Raw genomic sequence first — 16,524 nt, 5'->3', positions numbered from 1 at the left:
CTTTCCGGCCGCCTCTCCGCCCCCGCTCCCCTCAGATGTCCGTTCACGCCCCGTCGGAAACCAGCCACCCGGTGCACGGACCGGCCGCAACACGCCGGACGGCGGGTACGGGAGTCGTTCCTCCCGTACCCGCCGTCCGGGTGGTGGCTGCGGTCACTGCGCGCCGATCGGCTCCAGGATCGCCACGCACTCGAAGTGGTGGGTCATCGGGAACAGGTCGAACGCCCGCAGCGAGACCGGCCGGTAGCCGCCCTCGCGGAAGAACGCCAGGTCGCGCGCGAGCGCCGCCGGGTCGCAGGCGACGTACGCGATGCGCCGCGCCTCCAGGCCCGCCAGGTGCGCCACGGTCTCCCGGCCCGCACCGGCACGGGGCGGGTCGAGGACGATGAGGTCGGTGGCGGTGATGCCGGTCCGCGGGAGGAGCGTCTCCACCCGGTCGCACTCGATCCGGACGTTCTCCAGCGCGGCGAGGTTGTGCCGGGCGTCCTCGACGGCCCGCTTGGACGACTCGATGCCGAGCACCGCACCCTCCTCGCCGACCCGGTCGGCGAGTGCACCGGCGAACAGCCCGACGCCGCAGTACAGGTCGAGCGCCATCTCGCCCCACTGCGGGTCGAGGCCGTCCATGACCGCGTCGACCAGGGTGTCCGGGGCCTCGGGGTGGATCTGCCAGAAACCGCCGTCGGAGACGCGCCAGGTGCGGCCTGCGGCCCGCTCGCGGACGAAGGTGCGGCCGTGCACCCGGTGGAAGAGGTCCTGCTCGTCGACGCGGGTGATCGACACCGGCTTGTCGAGCTCGACCAGCGGCAGCTGCTCGCCCGGGGCGGGCCGCAGGATGACCTGCCGGTCCGAGGAGCCGGTCGCGGCGATCGCGTCGACCGAGGCGAGGCCCGTCCAGTCACGCGACTCGATGCCGAGCTCGGTGACGCCCTCGGCGGCGATCAGGCAGCGGTCGATCGGCTGGATGTCGTGCGAGCGGTGCTTGCGCAGGCCGACGCTGCCGCTCTCCCGGTCGACCGCGTACTGGACGCGGGTGCGCCAGGCCGGCACCTCGCCGGCCGGGAGCTTGCCGCCCACCGGCTCCACCGAGCCGTCCCAGCCGGCCTCGGCCGGGGTCAGGCCGGCGAGCTTGGCCAGCTGCTCGGTGAGCACCTGGCCCTTGAGCTTGCGCTGGCCGCCCGGGGTGACGTGCTGCCAGTCGCAGCCGCCGCACAGGCCGGGGCCGGAGAACGGGCACGGCGCGGCGATGCGGTCCTTGGCGGCGTCGAGGATCTCGACGGCGTCGGCCCGCAGGAAGCGCGAGGTGGTCGTGCCGTCGGTGATCTCGGCGATCACGCGCTCGCCGGGCAGCGTGTGCCGCACGAAGAGCACCCGGCCCTCGTGCCGGGCCACGCAGTGCCCGCCGCCGTGCGCGACCGGGCCGACCTCGACCTCGTAGCGCTCGCCCACCAGCGAGTCGCCACCGGGCACCTTGGGCGTCTTGGGCGCCACCGGGGCCTTCGGCTCCCTGGGCGACTTCGACGCCCGCGGGGCGCTCCCGTCGGTGCGCAGCGCCTTGGGCGGGCGGACGGCCTGCTTGGCCGCCGTGCGGCCCTTCGGCCGGTCCGTGCCGCCCTGTGCCCGGTCCTGCTGCGGCCGGGGGGCGGCCGTGCGGTCCTCGGGGGCGCGCCGGGCCCGGGGCTCGTCGGCCGGGGCGGTCTCGCGGGGCGCGAGGGGCGCGGTCTGGGCGGTGTAGCCCTCGCGGTCGGTGGCGGCCGGGCGGGCGGCCCGGTTGCTCCAGCGCGGGTGGGCGACCTGTCCCGGCCTCGCGCCGGACTTGCCGGCCTTGCCGGTCTTGCCGGCCTTGCCGGACTTGCCGCCCGATCGGGGCGGGTTGTTGCGGGTCACGGTGATCCGTCCTTGCTGCTGGACTGTGCGGAGTCTGAGGTCTCGAAGGCCCGGTTGACCTGGTGCCGGGGCTCGCCGCGTCGGACGGCGCCCGGTGCCGACCATGCCTTCTGCGGCTTGCGCCGCTCGGAGGACTCCAGCTGCCAGGGTACGGACGTCACCATCACCCCGGGCTTGAAGAGCAGGCGGCCCTTGAGCCGGAGCGCGCTCTGGTTGTGCAGCAGGTGCTCGTACCAGTGGCCGACGACGTACTCGGGGATGTAGACGGAGACGACGTCGCGGGGGCTGCTGCGGCGCAGGTTCTTGACGTAGTCGAGGACCGGTCCGGTGATCTCGCGGAACGGCGAGTCGAGGACCTTCAGCGGGACGTCGATGCCGCGGGCGTCCCAGTCCTGGCGGAGGGCCTCGGTGTCGGCGAGGTCGACGTTGACGGTGACGGCCTCCAGGGTGTGCGCGCGGGCCAGCCTGGCGTAGGCGAGGGCGCGCAGGGCCGGCTTGTGCAGCTTGGAGACCAGCACGATGGCGTGCACCCGGGTCGGCGGGGCGACGTCGTCGGGCTCCTCGGCGGCGACGAGCTCGTGGGAGACCCGCTCGTAGTGGCGGCGGATCGCCTTCATCAGCACGAAGAGCACGACCATCGTGGCGATGGCGATCCAGGCGTGGCTGATCTTGGTGGCGAGCACCACGATGAGCACGGCCATCGTCATGACCAGGCCGAAGGTGTTGATGGCCCGGCTGCGCTGCATGTGCGCGCGCTTCTTCGGGTCGGTCTCGCTGCGCAGCAGGCGCGTCCAGTGCCGGATCATGCCGGACTGGCTCATGTTGAACGACACGAAGACGCCGACGATGTACAGCTGGATCAGCCGGGTCGGGTCGGCGTTGAACGCGACGATGAAGAGGATCGCCACACCGGCCAGCAGGATGATGCCGTTGGAGAACGCGAGGCGGTCGCCGCGGGTGTGCAGCTGGCGGGGCAGGTAGCGGTCCTGCGCGAGGATCGAGCCGAGCACCGGGAAGCCGTTGAAGGCGGTGTTGGCGGCGAGCACCAGGATGAGGCCGGTCACGGCGGCGACGAAGTAGAAGCCGGGCGTGAAGTTGGAGAACACGGCCTCGCTGATCTGTGCGAGCGCGGTCTTCTGGTGGTAGTCGGCCCCGGCCCCGACGAGCTGCTCGGCCGGGTCCTCGGCCATCTGCACGCCGGTCAGGCGGGCCAGCCAGATGATGCCCATGAACATCACGACGGCGATGCTCGCCATCAGCAGGAGCGTGGTGGCGGCGTTCTTGCTCTTCGGCTTGCGGAACGCGGGCACGCCGTTGGAGATGGCCTCCACGCCGGTCAGCGCGGCACAGCCCGAGGAGAAGGCCTTCAGCAGGAGGAAGACCATGGCGAAGCCGGCCAGCGAGTCGTTGCCCGGTGTGGCCTCCAGGTGGAAGGCGGAGCTCTCGGCGTGCATGTCCTGGCCGAGGGCGGAGCGGATCGCGCCCCACACCACCATGCCCATCACGCCGATCATGAAGGCGTAGGTGGGAACGGCGAACGCGCTGCCGGACTCCCGCACACCGCGCAGGTTCACGCCCATGAGCAGGATGACGACCACCACGGACAGCACCAGCTCGTGGCCGCGCAGCGACGGCACGGCCGAGACCACGTTGGCCACGCCCGAGGTGGTGGAGACCGCCACGGTGAGCACGTAGTCGACGAGCAGGGCGCTGGCCACCACGAGGCCCGAGTTCGGGCCGTGGTTCACGGTCGCGACCTCGTAGTCGCCTCCGCCGCTGGGGTACGCGTGCACGTTCTGCCGGTAGGAGGCGACCACCGCGAGCATCACGACGGCGACGACCAGCCCGATCTGCCACGAGAAGTGGATCGCGGACGCCCCGGCGATGGACAGCGTGAGGAGGATCTCCTCGGGGGCGTAGGCGACGGAGGACAGCGCGTCCGAGGCGAACACGGGCAGCGCGATGCGCTTGGAGAGGAGAGTCTCCCCCAGCTTGTCGCTGCGGAGCGCTCGCCCGATCAGGATGCGTTTCGGGAGATCGGCAGGCATAGGCACATCAAGGAATCGTAGGGGCTCCCCCCGGATGTGCCGACGACCGGTGCCCCCTCCGTCGAGACTGTGTTCGGCGGACCGGCTAGCGTGTCGGATGAAGGATTTGCGGGCAACACCCGGTTGCCCGGTGCGCCGGGGTTGAAGGCGCGGATGACGATCCACCCCCGAAAGCGGGGGTGCGGAAGGATGATGAGCGGTGTTTGCGCAGGTCATGACCCCAACGGATCGGGTGAGGTAGCGTCCCGTGCACATCGTCATCATGGGCTGCGGACGCGTGGGCTCGGCCCTCGCGAGAGCCCTGGAGAAACAGGGCCACTCGGTCGCCGTCGTGGACCAGGACCCGACCGCCTTCCGCCGGCTCGGCGCCGGGTTCAACGGTCGGCGAGTCACCGGCGTGGGCTTCGACCAGGACACCCTGCGCGAAGCGGGCATCGAGGAGGCCGGCGCGTTCGCCGCGGTCTCCAGCGGTGACAACTCCAACATCATCGCCGCCCGCGTCGCCCGCGAGAACTTCGGCGTCGAGAACGTCGCCGCCCGGATCTACGACCCGCGTCGTGCCGAGGTCTACCAGCGCCTGGGCATCCCGACCGTCGCCACCGTGCGCTGGACCGCCGACCAGATGCTGCGCCGACTGCTGCCGAGCGGCGCGGAGCCGCTCTGGCAGGACCCGTCCGGCAGTGTCCAGCTCGCCGAGGTCGCGTACGCGCCGGCGTGGATCGGGCACAAGCTGACCGCGATGGAGGAGGCCGCGGGCGTGCGCGTGGCGTTCCTCACGCGGCTCGGCGAGGGAGTCCTCCCGACGCCGCACATGGTGGTGCAGGAGGGCGACCTCGTCCACGTGACCCTGCGCCGGTCCGAGCTGGACGCGGTCGAGGCCGCGTTCGCCAAGGGCCCCGAGGAGGAGGGTCACTGATGCGAGTCGCCATTGCCGGGGCCGGTGCCGTCGGCCGCTCGATCGCGGGCGAGCTGCTGGAGAACGGCCACGACGTCCTCCTGATCGACAAGAACCCCAACTCCATCTCGGTGGAGCGCGTGCCGATGGCCGAGTGGCTGCTGGCCGACGCCTGCGAGATCACCTCGCTCGACGAGGCCGCCCTGCAGCGCTGCCACGTGGTGATCGCCGCCACCGGCGACGACAAGGTCAACCTGGTCGTCTCGCTCCTCGCCAAGACCGAGTACGGCGTGCCGCGGGTCGTCGCCCGGGTGAACAACCCGAAGAACGAGTGGCTGTTCAACGAGTCCTGGGGCGTGGACGTCGCCGTCTCCACCCCGCGCCTGATGTCGGCCCTGGTCGAGGAGGCCGTCAGCGTCGGCGACCTCGTGCGGCTGATGCGCTTCAGCCAGGGCAACGCCAACCTCGTCGAGCTGACCCTCGCCCCCGACACCGAGCTGGTCGGCACCCGGGTCGCCGACGTGCCCTGGCCCGACGACACCGCCCTGGTGACGATCATCCGTGAGGGCCGGGTGCTGGTGCCGGGCAAGAACGACACCCTGGAGGCCGGCGACGAGCTGCTCTTCGTCGCCGCCCAGGAGCGCGAGGAGGAGCTGGAGAACCTGCTGTCCGCAGGCTCCGGCGCCCAGTAGCGCGCACGAGCGAGGGCCGTACCCGCCGGGTACGGCCCTCGTGTCATTCCTCCTCGGCGATCTCCGCCTTGATCGGCGGCGGCGCCTTCAGCAGGATCTGCCAGGTCACCCACATCGCCAGCAGCATCGGCGGGATGCCGAGCGCGACCTTCAGCCAGCCCAGCAGGTTGACGTTGCCCGTGAAGTACAGCGGGAAGAGGATCAACGGCTTGATGCCCATGATCGCCACCCACGCCCAGGTCGCCTTGGTGTACGCCGCGAGCCGGCCCGGGTTCTGCCTGCGCCAGGTGAACATCTCGCCGGTGGGCGGGCCGAGGATCACGCCGACCAGTGGCCAGCGGACCAGCGCCGACACCGCCAGCGTCACGCAGTAGCCGACGCTGTAGAGCAGGCCGGGCAGGTAGAAGTTCTCCGCCTTGCCGGTCTTCATCGAGATCCACGCGCCGATCGCGACGCCGAAGACGCCGCCGAACGCGTGCTGGATCGTCTCCCGCTTGAACAGCCGGATCACCACGAACAGCGCGCTCAGACCGAGCGCCGACCACGCCGCCGTGGCCACCACGTGCGTCAGGTTGAACGCCACGATGAAGACCAGGCCGGGCAGCGTCATGTCGACCATGCCGCGGACGCCGCCGAAGGCCTTCAGGACCGTCTCGGCCGCCTCCTTGGAGGCGGCGGCGTCCCGCGCCGCGGCCTCCTCGGCCGAACCGGGACCGGGCTCGGCCGTACCGGGACCGGCCTGGGCCGGATCGATCCCGTCGGCCACGCCGACGGTGGGGGCGGCGGACTCGCCGCCGGGCAGGTTGCTCACGCGGATTCGCTCCCGTGTCCGACCGGACGCAGCTCATAGCGGGGGTTGAACAGCACGCGGCGCCCGCGTGCGTGACTGATCCGACCGGTGGCGATCAACCGCCGGCCGGTCTCTATGCCCACGATCGAGCGGCGGCCGAGCCAGACGACGTCCAGCGCGTCCGTACCGTCGAACAGCTCGGCCTCCAGGGCCGGCACACCCGCCCGGGGGCGGAGTGTCACGGTGCGCAGCGTCCCCGCCACGGTGACCACCTCGCGGTCACCGCAGCTGGCGATCGGTGTGCATCCCGACTCGGCCGTGTCCTGGCGCAGTTCCTCCGCCTCCAGCTCCTCGGAGGAGGAGGTCAGACGGTTGATCATGCGTCGGAAGCGGCCCTGCGGCTGATCGCTGCGGATGTCACCACTCATGTCGGAAGGGTACCGGGTGGCAGGCCCCCAGCGGCAGGGTCGCAGGTCACAGCGGCCACGGCGGCACCGCCGCCGCCCACCCGGGCCGCTTCACGCCGCCGCCACGCCCGTGCAACACCCTGCTGGGACCATCGACCGCATGCTCTCCCTGGTCGCCTCCCCCACGTTCGGACGCACCCCGCTGCCCGCCGAGGGCGGCGGCGCGGGCGCGGTGCTGCGGCAGGTCCTCGCCGGAGGGCCGATGACCCGCCCCGCGGTCGGCCTGGCCGCCGGACTCAGCCCGGCCGCCGTCTCCCGGCACACCGCCGACCTCATCGCCCTCGGCCTGCTGCGCGAACTCCCCCCGCCCGACGGACCGCCCCGCGCCGGCCGCCCACGGCTCCCCCTCGGCATCGACACCCGCCACCACCTCGCCTGCGGCGTGCACATCGGCGTGCCCTGGCTCACCTTCGCCCTGCTCGACCTGCGCGGCCGGGTCGTCGCCCACGAACGCATCCCCCGCCAGGGCGACGCCTCCGACGTCCTGCGCGCCGTCCGGGCCCACCTCCCGGGCTTCGCCGCCCGCCGCGCCGCCGGCCGCTCCCTGCTCGGCGTCGGCGTCGTCACCGGCGGCTGGGTCGACCCCGAGCGCGGCGTCGTCGTCGAGCACGGCCCGCTCGGCTGGCACGACGTCCCCGTCCGCGAACGGCTCGCCGGGGTCACCCGGCTGCCCGTGCACGTCGACGGCCACGCCCGCGCCCTCGCCCGCGCCGAGCTGCTCTTCGGAGCCGGCCGCGAGGCCACCGACCTCGTGCAGCTCTTCGTCGGCAACGTCGTCGACGCCGCCATCGCCACCGGCGGCGAGGTGCTGCGCGGCCCGCGCTCCCGGGCCGGCGACATCGGCCACCTGCCCGTGCCCGGCTCCACCGAGCCGTGCCCCTGCGGCCGCACCGGCTGCCTCCAGGCCACCGTCTCCGACCGCACCCTCGCCCGCCGCGCGTACGAGGAGGGCATCGTCCCGCAGCCCGACCTCGACCTGCTGCTCGCCCGCGCCGCCGCCGGCGACCGGCCCGCACTCCGGCTGTTCGACGAACGGCTGCGGATCGTCGCACCCGCCGCCGCCCTCCTGCTGAACGTCCTCAACCCGGAGGTCCTCGTCGTCAGCGAGGCCGGCCTGGCCGTCGCGCCCGAACTCGGCCGCACCCTCCGCACCCAGGTCCTCGCCCACTCCCGGCCCGAACCGGCGCCGCTCGTCGCCCCCGGCTCCTTCGGCCTCGACCTGCTGGCCGTCGCCGCCTGCGCCGGCGTGCTCGACAGCGCCTACCGGCGGCCCATGGAGCTGCGGACGGCACGGGCCTCCTGACCGGCACCGCCCGTCCGGCAGCAGCACCCGTCCGCAGCACCGCCCTGCGCCGGACCGGGCGCCGGGCGCTGCTGCCGGACGGGACGGCCCGCGCCGGGGCCCTGCCGCGGCCGGGCGGGACGGCGCTGCCGGGGCCGGGGGCGACCACGGCCGGGGGACGTCGCAGCCAGGTCAACGCCGCATTAATTCCCCCGCCCGGCGAATCGTTGTCCGCCGCACGCACGGCCCGGAGGATGGCAGGGATCCCTTCCCTCCTCCTCCGAGCCGGAGCCCTCCGCCATGCCCGAGAACGACCGCCACCTGCACTTCAACCTCTTCCTCATGGGCGTCGGCCACCACGAGGCCGCCTGGCGCCACCCCCGTACCGACCCGGCGCAGGCCGCCGACGTCACGCACTTCCAGAACCTCGCCCGGCAGGCCGAGGCGGCGTCCTTCGACTCCGTGTTCCTCGCCGACGGCGTCGAGGCCCGCTCGGACGGCGGCTGGGGCCTGATCAGCCACTTCGAACCGTTCACCCTGCTGACCGCCCTCGCCGTGGTGACCGAGCGGATCGGCCTCATCGGCACCGTCTCCACCGGCTTCTCCGAGCCCTACAACCTGGCCCGGCAGTTCGCGTCCCTCGACCACATCAGCCGCGGACGCGCCGGCTGGAACATCGTCACCTCCGCCGGCGACCGCGCCGCCCAGAACTTCGGCCGCGACGCCAACCAGGAGCACGCCGTCCGCTACCGGCGGGCCGAGGAGTTCCTCGACGTGGTCACCGCCCTGTGGGACAGCTGGGAGGACGACGCGCTGCTGCTGGACCGGGCGTCCGGCGCCTTCGCCGACGCCGGTCGCGTGCACGAGATCGACCACGCCGGCGAGCACTTCCGCGTCCGCGGGCCGCTGAACATCCCGCGCAGCCCGCAGGGCCACCCGCTGCTCGTCCAGGCGGGCTCCTCCGAGAACGGCCGCGGCTTCGCCGCCAGCTGGGCGGAGGCCGTGTTCACCGCCCAGCAGACGCTCGCCGAGGGGCAGGCCTTCTACGGCGACCTCAAGCGCCGGGCGGCCGCCGCCGGGCGAGACCCGCGCCTCGTCAAGATCCTCCCCGGCGTGGTGCCCGTCATCGGCTCCACCGAGGCCGAGGCCCGCCGCCTCGACGAGGAGCTCGACGGCCTGATCAGCCCCGACCGCGCCGTCTCGGTGCTCTCCGGCGTGCTGGGCGTCGACCTCACCGACCACCCCCTGGACGCGCCGCTGCCGCCGCTGCCGCCCGTCACCGCGATCAACGGCGCGAAGAGCCGCTTCGAACTCGTCCGCGACCTGGCCGAACGCGACGGCCTGACGCTCCGGCAGCTCATCGGCCGGCTCGGCGGCGGCCGCGGCCACCAGGTGGCCGTCGGCACCCCCGAACAGATCGCCGACCACATCGAGACCTGGTTCACCCAGGGCGCCGCGGACGGCTTCAACGTCATGCCGCCGATCCTCCCCGACGGCCTCACCGACTTCGTCGAGCAGGTGCTGCCGATCCTGCGCAGGCGCGGCCTCTTCCGCGAGGGGTACACCGGCCGCACGCTCCGCGAGCACTACGGCCTGCCGCGCCCGGCCGGCCGGTACACCGCCGCGGCGTGACCCGCGCCGTCAGGGGCGGTGCGGCCACCGGGCCGCACCGCCCCTGCGGCATGCGCGCACCCGCCTGCCCGCACCCGGCCTGCACTCGCCCCGCCTGCACTCGCCCTGCCTGCCCGCACCCGGCCGGGCCGTCGCGGCAGCCCGGACCGGCCGACCGCACGTCTGCCCGCCCGCACATCGTCCGCCCGCGCGTCCGCCCGTCCCCGGACATGCGGGTGCGCCGCAGGGCGGCAAGGCCCTGCGGCGCACCCGCGCCGGACACCGGTCCGGGCGTCAGCCCGTGTAGTGCGCCGCGTCGTCGCCCTCGACGACGTAGCTCGGCTCCCCCGACACCGCGACCGGCACGTCGCCCGCGACGGTCACCCGGTGCAGGCGGCGCGGCAGGTCGTCGTAGTCGTCCGGCGCGTAGTGCTGGGTCGAGCGGTTGTCGAAGAGCACCACGTCGCCCACGGCCCAGCGCCACCGCACCACGTTCTCCGGCCGGGTGACGTACGACTGCAGGGTGCGCAGCAGGTCGAGCGAGGCGCCGGAGGGCAGGCCGAGGATGCGCTCCGCGAACCCGCCGACGAACAGGCCGCGCTCGCCGCTCTCCGGGTGGACCCGGACGACCGGGTGGGCGGTGCGGTAGGTGCGCGACGTGAAGACGCGGCGGCGCTCGGCCTCCGCGTCGTCGAGCTCCTTGCCCTGGGCGTAGTCGTAGTCGTTGGTGTGCACGGCCCACAGCCGGTCGGCCAGGTCGCGCAGGGCGTCCGGGAGGTCCTGGTAGGCGGTCTGGGTGTTGGCGATCAGCGTGTTGCCGCCGTACGGCGGGACGACGAGGCTGCGCAGCGTGGACGCCTTCGGCGGCGTGCGGACGAACGTGACGTCGGTGTGCCACTGGTTGGCGCGGCCGCCGTCCTCGCTGTCGACGGCGAGGACGTGCGGCTGCCCGTCGAGCGAGGGGACGGTCGGGTGGGCGGTGGTGAGCGGCCCGAAGTGGCCGGCGAACCGGGTCTGCCCCTCGTCGTCGAGGTGCTGGCCGCGGAAGAAGAGCGCCTTGTGGGCCACCAGCGCGTCGTTCAGCGCCGCCACGGTGGCGGTGTCGAGCGGGGCGGCGAGGTCGAGGCCGGTGATCTCGGCGCCGATCCGGCCGCCGACCTTGTGGATCTCGAATGCGGTCACGGTGTGCCTCTCTCAGGAGTCGCGGGAGGTGGGGCTTCAGGACGTGATGGGTGTGGTGCCGAGGGTCGGCCCGACGGCGAGCAGCGAGCCGGGGGTGCGGCCGTGTCCCCAGCCGATCAGGGCGCGGTAGCTGCCGAGCAGTCCGGCGTCGGCGAGCTGCTGCTCGTCCTGCGGGCTGCGGTGGGTGGTGGGGGCGACGAACAGCGCGTCGACGGGGCAGTTGGCCTCGCAGTGGAAGCAGGTCTGGCAGTCGGCGTGCCGGGCGATGACCGGGACGCCGTCCGGGCCGCGGTCGAAGACGTCGGTCGGACAGACCTTGATGCAGCGGTCGCAGGCGATGCAGCGGTCGGCGGAGACGAGTTCGATCACACGGGCTCCTTCAGGGGGCGGGTCCACACCTCGTCGAGGCCGCCGGTGGCGATCCGGTGGTGCTGGGCCGGGTCCTGCGCGGGGAAGTCGAGGCGGCGGGCCATGCCCCGGCTCTCGGTGCGGGCGAGTGCGGAGCGATACATCCAGCGGGCGTTCGCGGCGAGCGCCGCCGCCTCGCGGGCCCGGACGGCGTCGCGGCCGCTGCCGGACAGCCCGGCCCGGGCCGACCGCCAGGCGTCGTCCAGCACGTCCAGTGCGGCGGTGAGGGTGTCGCCGTGCCGCAGGTAGTTCTTGTCGTACGGCAGCACCTCGCCCTGCACGGTCGTGATCATCTCGCGGTGGTCGGTCCGGCCGGCCGGGCCGGTGGGCCGCAGTCCGGCGCCGCCCGCGCCCCGCACGGCCCGCGTGGCGGCCTTGGCGCCGAGTCCGGCCGCGTGGCGGGCGGCGCCCTGCCCGGCCCACGTGCCGGACGACATCGCCCAGGCCGCGTTGTGGCTGCCGCCGCCGGTGAAGCCGCCGCAGATCAGCTCGCGGGTGGCGGCGTCGCCCGCCGCGTACAGGCCGGGCACCGTGGTCCGGCAGTCCTCGCCCGCGATCCGGATGCCGCCCGTGCCGCGCACGGTGCCCTCGGCGAGCAGCGTCACCGGGAACCGCTCGGTGAACGGGTCGATCCCGAGCCGGTCGAAGGTGAGGAAGAAGTTCGGCTGGGCGAGGCGCATCGCCCGCCGCGCGGCGTCGTCCGCGCGGTCGAGGGTGCAGTACACCCGGCCGGTCAGCAGCTCCCGGGCGATCACCGAGCGGCCGCCCTGGCTCGCCGCGCCCTCCAGCACCGTGCCGTCCTCCCGGTGGAAGGTGGCGAAGGAGTAGAAGGCGGTCTTGGTGACGGAGGTGTGCTCGGGGGCGATGCCGTAGGCGTTGGAGAACTCCATGCCGGAGAGCTCCGCGCCGACCTCGGCGGCGTACAGCGCACCGTCGCCGGTGTCGGTGTCCGTGCCGAGGGCCTTGCTGAGGAACGCGCAGCCGCCGGTCGCCAGGACGACGGCACCGGCGCGCACCCGGTACGCGTGCCCGGCCTGGCGGCGGTAGCCGGCCGCGCCGGCCACCGACCCGTCGTCGGCGGTGAGGAGTTCGGTGACCGGGCTGTGGTCGAGGATCCGCACACCGGCACGGCGGACCTTGATGCGCATGCCGCGCATGTACGCCGGCCCCTGGAGGCCGTTGCGCAGCGGGCGTCCGTCCGGGCCGGTGGGGAACCGGTAACTTCCGCTCTCCGCAAGCTCGTTGATGTTGGCGAACGTCCGGTCGAGCACCCGGCCCATCCAGCCGCGGTCGGCGAGGTACCCGCCGAGCGCCTCCCGGCTCGCCATCGCGGCCTCGCGGGCGGCGGGTTCGGGGGCGACGTACCAGACTCCGGTGCCTCCGGCCGCGGTCGCCCCGCTGGTGCCGCAGTAGCCCTTGTCGGCGAGGACGACGTCGGCGCCGGCCCGTGCCGCGTCGAGCGCCGCCCAGGTGGCGGCCGGTCCGCCGCCCACCACCAGGACGTCCGCGGTGAGTTCGGCCGTTTCGGTGGTCACCGGGCCACTCAGCCGTTCACCGGTGCGCGCCAGGCCGTGAACCTGCGCTCAAGGGCGACGAGCACCTGGTTGAAGGCGACGCCGATCAGGGAGATCGTGACGATCCCGGCGTACATCTCCGGGATCGCGAAGTTGTACTGCGACGCGTTGATCAGGTAGCCCAGGCCCGCCTTGGCGCCGACCATCTCGGCCGCCACCAGGACGAGGATGGAGACCGCCCCGGCCAGCCGGATACCGGTGAAGACCGTCGGCACGGACGCCGGCAGGATCACCTTCTGGAACAGTCGCAGCGGTGACAGGTTGAGCGAACGGGCCAGCCGCAGCAGGGTCGGATCGACCGTGCGGACCGCGCTGATGGTGTTCAGCAGCACCGGCCAGATGCACGCGTACAGCACGATGGAGATCTTGGACGTCTCGCCGATGCCGAGGATCAGGACGAACACCGGCAGCAGGGCCAGCGCCGCGGTGTTGCGGAACAGTTCGAGCAGCGGGCTCAGCAGGTTCGCGACCGGCTTGTACCAGCCGATCAGCAGGCCGAGCGGCACCCCGATCGCCACGGAGAGGCCGAAGCCGCTCAGCGAACGCGTCAGGCTGGCCTGTGTGTTGGCGACCAGCTGCCCGTTGCCGAGGAGGCCGGTCCATGCGCCGACCACCTCGCTGAACGGCGGCAGGAACGTCGGGTCGACCAGTTCCAGGCGTGGTGCGAGCTCCCACAGCCCCAGCAGCAGGGCGATCGCCAGGCTCTTGGTGAGTCCGGTCAGCAGCAGCGCGCGCAGCCGGCTCAGCGGGCCCGGCCGGCCCGGCCGTGCCGCAGGGGACGCGAGGGGCTGCGAGGCGGCACGGGACGCCGGGACTGCGGGGGACGACGCAGGGGCTGCGGCGGCTGCGGCGGCCCGGGGCACGGTGTCGGCCGGCGGGCCGGACCGGGCGGGAGCGGCGGGCGCCTTCGGCCTCGCCAGGACGGACGGAGCGGGCGGGCTGACGTCGGTGCTCATGCGGCGCTGACCTCTTTCTCCAACTGCTGGGCCCTGCTGACCTCGTCGTGCAGCAGGTTCCAGATCTCGTGCCGGTAGCGGGCGAATTCGGGGCTGGAGCGCAGGTCGTGGACCGCGCCGCGGTCGCCCAGATCGATCGGCACGACCTCCTTGACCCGTCCGGGCCGGGAGGTCAGCACCGCCACCCGCTGCCCGAGGTAGACGGCCTCCTCGATGCCGTGGGTGATGAAGACGACGGTCTTGCCGGTGCGCTCCCAGATCCGCCGCAGCTCGTCCTGCAGCGACTCCCGGGTCTGCGCGTCGAGTGCCGCGAACGGCTCGTCCATCAGCAGCACCTCGGGGTCGTAGGCGAGGCTGCGGGCGATGGCGACGCGCTGCTTCATGCCGCCGGAGAGCTCGTGCGGGTGACGGTCCTCGAAGCCGTGCAGGCCCACGAGCTCCAGGTACTCCCTGGCCCGCGCGGCCCGCTTCCGGCGCGGCACGCCGATCGATTCCAGGCCGAACTCGACGTTGCCCTGCGCCGTACGCCACGGCAGCAGCGCGTACTGCTGGAACACGGTGGACCGGTCCGGGCCGGGCCCCGTCACCGGGCGGCCGTCGAGCAGGATCTCGCCGCCGTCCGGCGAGGTCAGGCCGCCCAGCAGGTCGAGCAGGGTGGACTTGCCGCAGCCGCTCGGCCCCACGATCACCGCGAACTCGCCCGGTGCGATGTCGAGGTCGACGGCGTCCAGGGCGGTGAACTCGCCACCCCCGCGCACGGTGAAGGTCTTGCTGACGGAACGGAAGGAGATTCCGGCGCTCATCGCTCAACTCCTGCTGGGAGACGGGGAGGTGGCAGCGGCTGCGGAGTAGCCGTTGAACTCGTTGGTGTACAGGTCGGACGCCTTCACCTGGCCGGCCTTGATGTCGCCGTGCGCCACCAGCCAGTCGATCCAGGTCGCGAACTCCGCGTCGGTGACCCGGCCACCGGTCTCCGCGACGCCTGCGGACTTCCAGTACTTCAGCGTCGCGGTGTCCTCGTTGCGGCCGCGCTTCTTGACGATCTCGACGCTCCGCGCGACGACCTCCTCGCGGGGTGTCGTCCTCGTCCACTCGATCGCCTTGGCGACACCCGTCACGAAGGCCCGCGCGGTGGTGGGGTTCTCCTTGAGGAAGCGCTTGGTGATCACGTACGTGCCGGCGCTGAACTTGCCGAGCAGGTCGAAGTCGCTGAAGAGCGGACGGATCCCGCCCGTGGCGAGCGCCTTGTCACGCAGGACGCCGCCGAGCACGCCCACCTCGATCTGCCGCTGCCGCAGCGCCTGTTCGGTGTTCACCGGCGGCACCACGATCGGCTCCACCTTGCCGATCTCCGCCGCCGTCAGCCCGTTGCGCTGGAGGTAGATGTCCAGCACGGCCTCGGCGTGGGCGCCCAGCGTGTTCATCCCGACCTTCTTGCCCAGCAGGTCGTGGGCGGAGTGGAGCGGGCTGTCCTGCAGCACGTAGTAGCCGTTGTACGCGGCCTCGTCGACGCCGTAGTAGCTGATCACGGCCTTCACCGGGGCGCCTGCGGCGATCAGCTTCACGACGGCGCCGTTGAAGGCGCCACCGAAGTCGATCTGACCGGTCGCCGCCGACTGGATGTCCTGCGGGCCGCTGATCGTGTTGCCGACCCACTCCAGCTTCACATCGCCGAAGTACCCGAGGTCCTCGGCGAGTTCGGGCAGGGTGACCTGGCCGGCCCAGCCCTGGTAACGGAGCTTGCGCGTCTCGCCCGTGCCGCCCCCCGACGCGGTGGCCCGCCCGCAGGCGGTGGCGGCCGCCCCGACGGCGGCGAGGGCGAGGAACGAGCGGCGGGAGGTCGCGGGCATGGCGGATCCTTTGCGGGACGGCAGGAGAGACTCCCGGTCGGCAGCGGCGCCCCGCAGAACGTGCACGGGGAGGGGACCGGCCGACGGGCAGGAGAGGTGACGCGTGACGGGGTGCGCGGTACCGGCCCGGCGAGGCCGTCGGACGGACGGCCCGGGTGGGGCGGCGGTCAGCGCAGATGGTGAGGGGAGCAGGGCGACGCGGCGGCGCGGGGGCCGTCAACGACAGACGGCACAGATCGCGCTCGCGTGACGTCGCAGATCGACGTGCAGGCGGCCCACAAGGCTCTCGGACTGGCTCACGCTCCAAGCGTTCCAGCCGCCGGGCACCGGGTCAACGAATGTTCCCGGCCTGCAAGAAACCTGTCGTCGGGGGAAACACCCGGGCAGTGCTCGGCCCCTGCGGCAGCCCGCCGGCCGCCGTCCACCGACATCGACACCGATATCGGCACCTGGTCCGGTCGTGTGGTGAATACCGGCCGGAAACTGGGCCGGAAACGCAGAGAAGCCCCCTCCCGGCAAGGGGAGGGGGCTTCTCTCGAAGAATTGTTCGGCGGCGTCCTACTCTCCCACAGGGTCCCCCCTGCAGTACCATCGGCGCTACGAGGCTTAGCTTCCGGGTTCGGAATGTAACCGGGCGTTTCCCTCACGCTATGACCACCGAAACACTATGAAACTGTCACCACCCACCCGCGGACCGGCCAAATACCGGTGCGATGGGGGTCGTTGTTTCAGAACAACACAGTGGACGCGAGCAACTGAGGACAAGCCCTCGGCCTATTAGTACCGGTCAACTCCACCCCTTACAGGGCTTCCATATCCGGCCTATCAACCCAGTCGTCTACTGGGAGCCTTACCCTCTCAAGGAGGTGGGAGTGCTCATCT

The 16,524-nt window shown here is 72.9% G+C and carries 15 protein-coding genes and 2 rRNA genes; 4 read left to right on the top strand and 13 right to left on the bottom strand.

Features of this window, described 5'->3' with window-relative positions; translation table 11 throughout:
• Nucleotides 1-153: 153 nt before the first annotated feature.
• Nucleotides 154-1,470 carry a class I SAM-dependent RNA methyltransferase gene (locus SNE206_RS05655; RefSeq protein WP_407912468.1) on the bottom strand — a complete coding sequence of 439 codons (1,317 nt, stop codon included), beginning with the start codon at nucleotides 1,468-1,470 and terminating at the stop codon, nucleotides 154-156.
• A gap of 413 nt (nucleotides 1,471-1,883) precedes the next feature.
• Entirely contained in the window at nucleotides 1,884-3,935 is a 2,052-nt protein-coding gene (locus SNE206_RS05650; protein WP_407912243.1) for an APC family permease, read from the bottom strand.
• 247 nt (nucleotides 3,936-4,182) lie between these two features.
• Here SNE206_RS05650 and SNE206_RS05645 point away from each other — a divergent pair, with 247 nt between their 5' ends.
• Entirely contained in the window at nucleotides 4,183-4,851 is a 669-nt protein-coding gene (locus SNE206_RS05645; protein WP_407912242.1) for a potassium channel family protein, read from the top strand.
• Nucleotides 4,851-5,522: a potassium channel family protein gene (locus SNE206_RS05640; protein WP_405013297.1), complete on the top strand. Its 672-nt coding sequence runs from the start codon at nucleotides 4,851-4,853 to the stop codon at nucleotides 5,520-5,522. Before SNE206_RS05645 ends, SNE206_RS05640 begins: the two co-directional genes overlap by 1 nt.
• Nucleotides 5,523-5,565: 43 nt before the next feature.
• On the opposite strand, the gene SNE206_RS05635 is transcribed toward SNE206_RS05640, so the two are convergent.
• Complete coding sequence (locus tag SNE206_RS05635) at nucleotides 5,566-6,333, bottom strand: DUF3159 domain-containing protein (RefSeq protein WP_407912241.1); 768 nt, start codon at nucleotides 6,331-6,333, stop codon at nucleotides 5,566-5,568.
• On the bottom strand, nucleotides 6,330-6,740 hold the full coding sequence (locus SNE206_RS05630) for an OB-fold nucleic acid binding domain-containing protein (protein WP_405013295.1): 411 nt from the start codon (nucleotides 6,738-6,740) through the stop codon (nucleotides 6,330-6,332). The genes SNE206_RS05635 and SNE206_RS05630 overlap by 4 nt, the downstream gene beginning before the upstream one ends.
• Before the next feature lie 139 nt (nucleotides 6,741-6,879).
• Between SNE206_RS05630 and SNE206_RS05625 the strand changes: the two genes are divergently transcribed.
• Nucleotides 6,880-8,082 (top strand): ROK family protein, encoded by a 1,203-nt coding sequence (locus SNE206_RS05625; RefSeq protein ID WP_407912240.1) that lies wholly within the window; start codon nucleotides 6,880-6,882, stop codon nucleotides 8,080-8,082.
• 279 nt (nucleotides 8,083-8,361) lie between these two features.
• Entirely contained in the window at nucleotides 8,362-9,693 is a 1,332-nt protein-coding gene (locus SNE206_RS05620) for an LLM class flavin-dependent oxidoreductase (RefSeq protein WP_407912239.1), read from the top strand.
• Between the two features lie 273 nt (nucleotides 9,694-9,966).
• Here SNE206_RS05620 and SNE206_RS05615 read toward each other — a convergent pair whose 3' ends face one another.
• From SNE206_RS05615 to SNE206_RS05575, 9 genes are all read right to left on the bottom strand, one after another.
• Entirely contained in the window at nucleotides 9,967-10,854 is an 888-nt protein-coding gene (locus SNE206_RS05615) for a TauD/TfdA dioxygenase family protein (protein ID WP_405013291.1), read from the bottom strand.
• A gap of 36 nt (nucleotides 10,855-10,890) precedes the next feature.
• Complete coding sequence (locus SNE206_RS05610; protein WP_407912238.1) at nucleotides 10,891-11,223, bottom strand: 4Fe-4S dicluster domain-containing protein; 333 nt, start codon at nucleotides 11,221-11,223, stop codon at nucleotides 10,891-10,893.
• On the bottom strand, nucleotides 11,220-12,797 hold the full coding sequence (locus tag SNE206_RS05605) for an FAD-dependent oxidoreductase (protein WP_407912237.1): 1,578 nt from the start codon (nucleotides 12,795-12,797) through the stop codon (nucleotides 11,220-11,222). Before SNE206_RS05605 ends, SNE206_RS05610 begins: the two co-directional genes overlap by 4 nt.
• A gap of 8 nt (nucleotides 12,798-12,805) precedes the next feature.
• The gene (locus tag SNE206_RS05600; RefSeq protein WP_407912236.1) at nucleotides 12,806-13,792 is read right to left on the bottom strand and encodes an ABC transporter permease; all 987 of its coding nucleotides are present in this window, start codon (nucleotides 13,790-13,792) and stop codon (nucleotides 12,806-12,808) included.
• Nucleotides 13,789-14,595: an ABC transporter ATP-binding protein gene (locus SNE206_RS05595; RefSeq protein ID WP_407912235.1), complete on the bottom strand. Its 807-nt coding sequence runs from the start codon at nucleotides 14,593-14,595 to the stop codon at nucleotides 13,789-13,791. Before SNE206_RS05595 ends, SNE206_RS05600 begins: the two co-directional genes overlap by 4 nt.
• A 3-nt stretch (nucleotides 14,596-14,598) precedes the next feature.
• Nucleotides 14,599-15,642, bottom strand: a complete 1,044-nt coding sequence (locus SNE206_RS05590) for an ABC transporter substrate-binding protein (protein ID WP_407912234.1) — start codon at nucleotides 15,640-15,642, stop codon at nucleotides 14,599-14,601.
• A 216-nt stretch (nucleotides 15,643-15,858) separates the two neighbouring features.
• Nucleotides 15,859-15,942, bottom strand: a complete 84-nt coding sequence (locus SNE206_RS05585) for a putative leader peptide (RefSeq protein WP_380231234.1) — start codon at nucleotides 15,940-15,942, stop codon at nucleotides 15,859-15,861.
• A 245-nt stretch (nucleotides 15,943-16,187) separates the two neighbouring features.
• A 5S ribosomal RNA gene (gene rrf / locus SNE206_RS05580) occupies nucleotides 16,188-16,304 on the bottom strand.
• A gap of 95 nt (nucleotides 16,305-16,399) precedes the next feature.
• Nucleotides 16,400-16,524 (bottom strand): 23S ribosomal RNA (locus SNE206_RS05575); the annotation flags it as partial.

This window comes from Kitasatospora sp. NE20-6 (genome assembly GCF_045862635.1).
The sequence above is the reverse complement of the archived record's forward strand: the minus strand, read 5'-3'. Positions and strand labels throughout refer to the sequence as shown.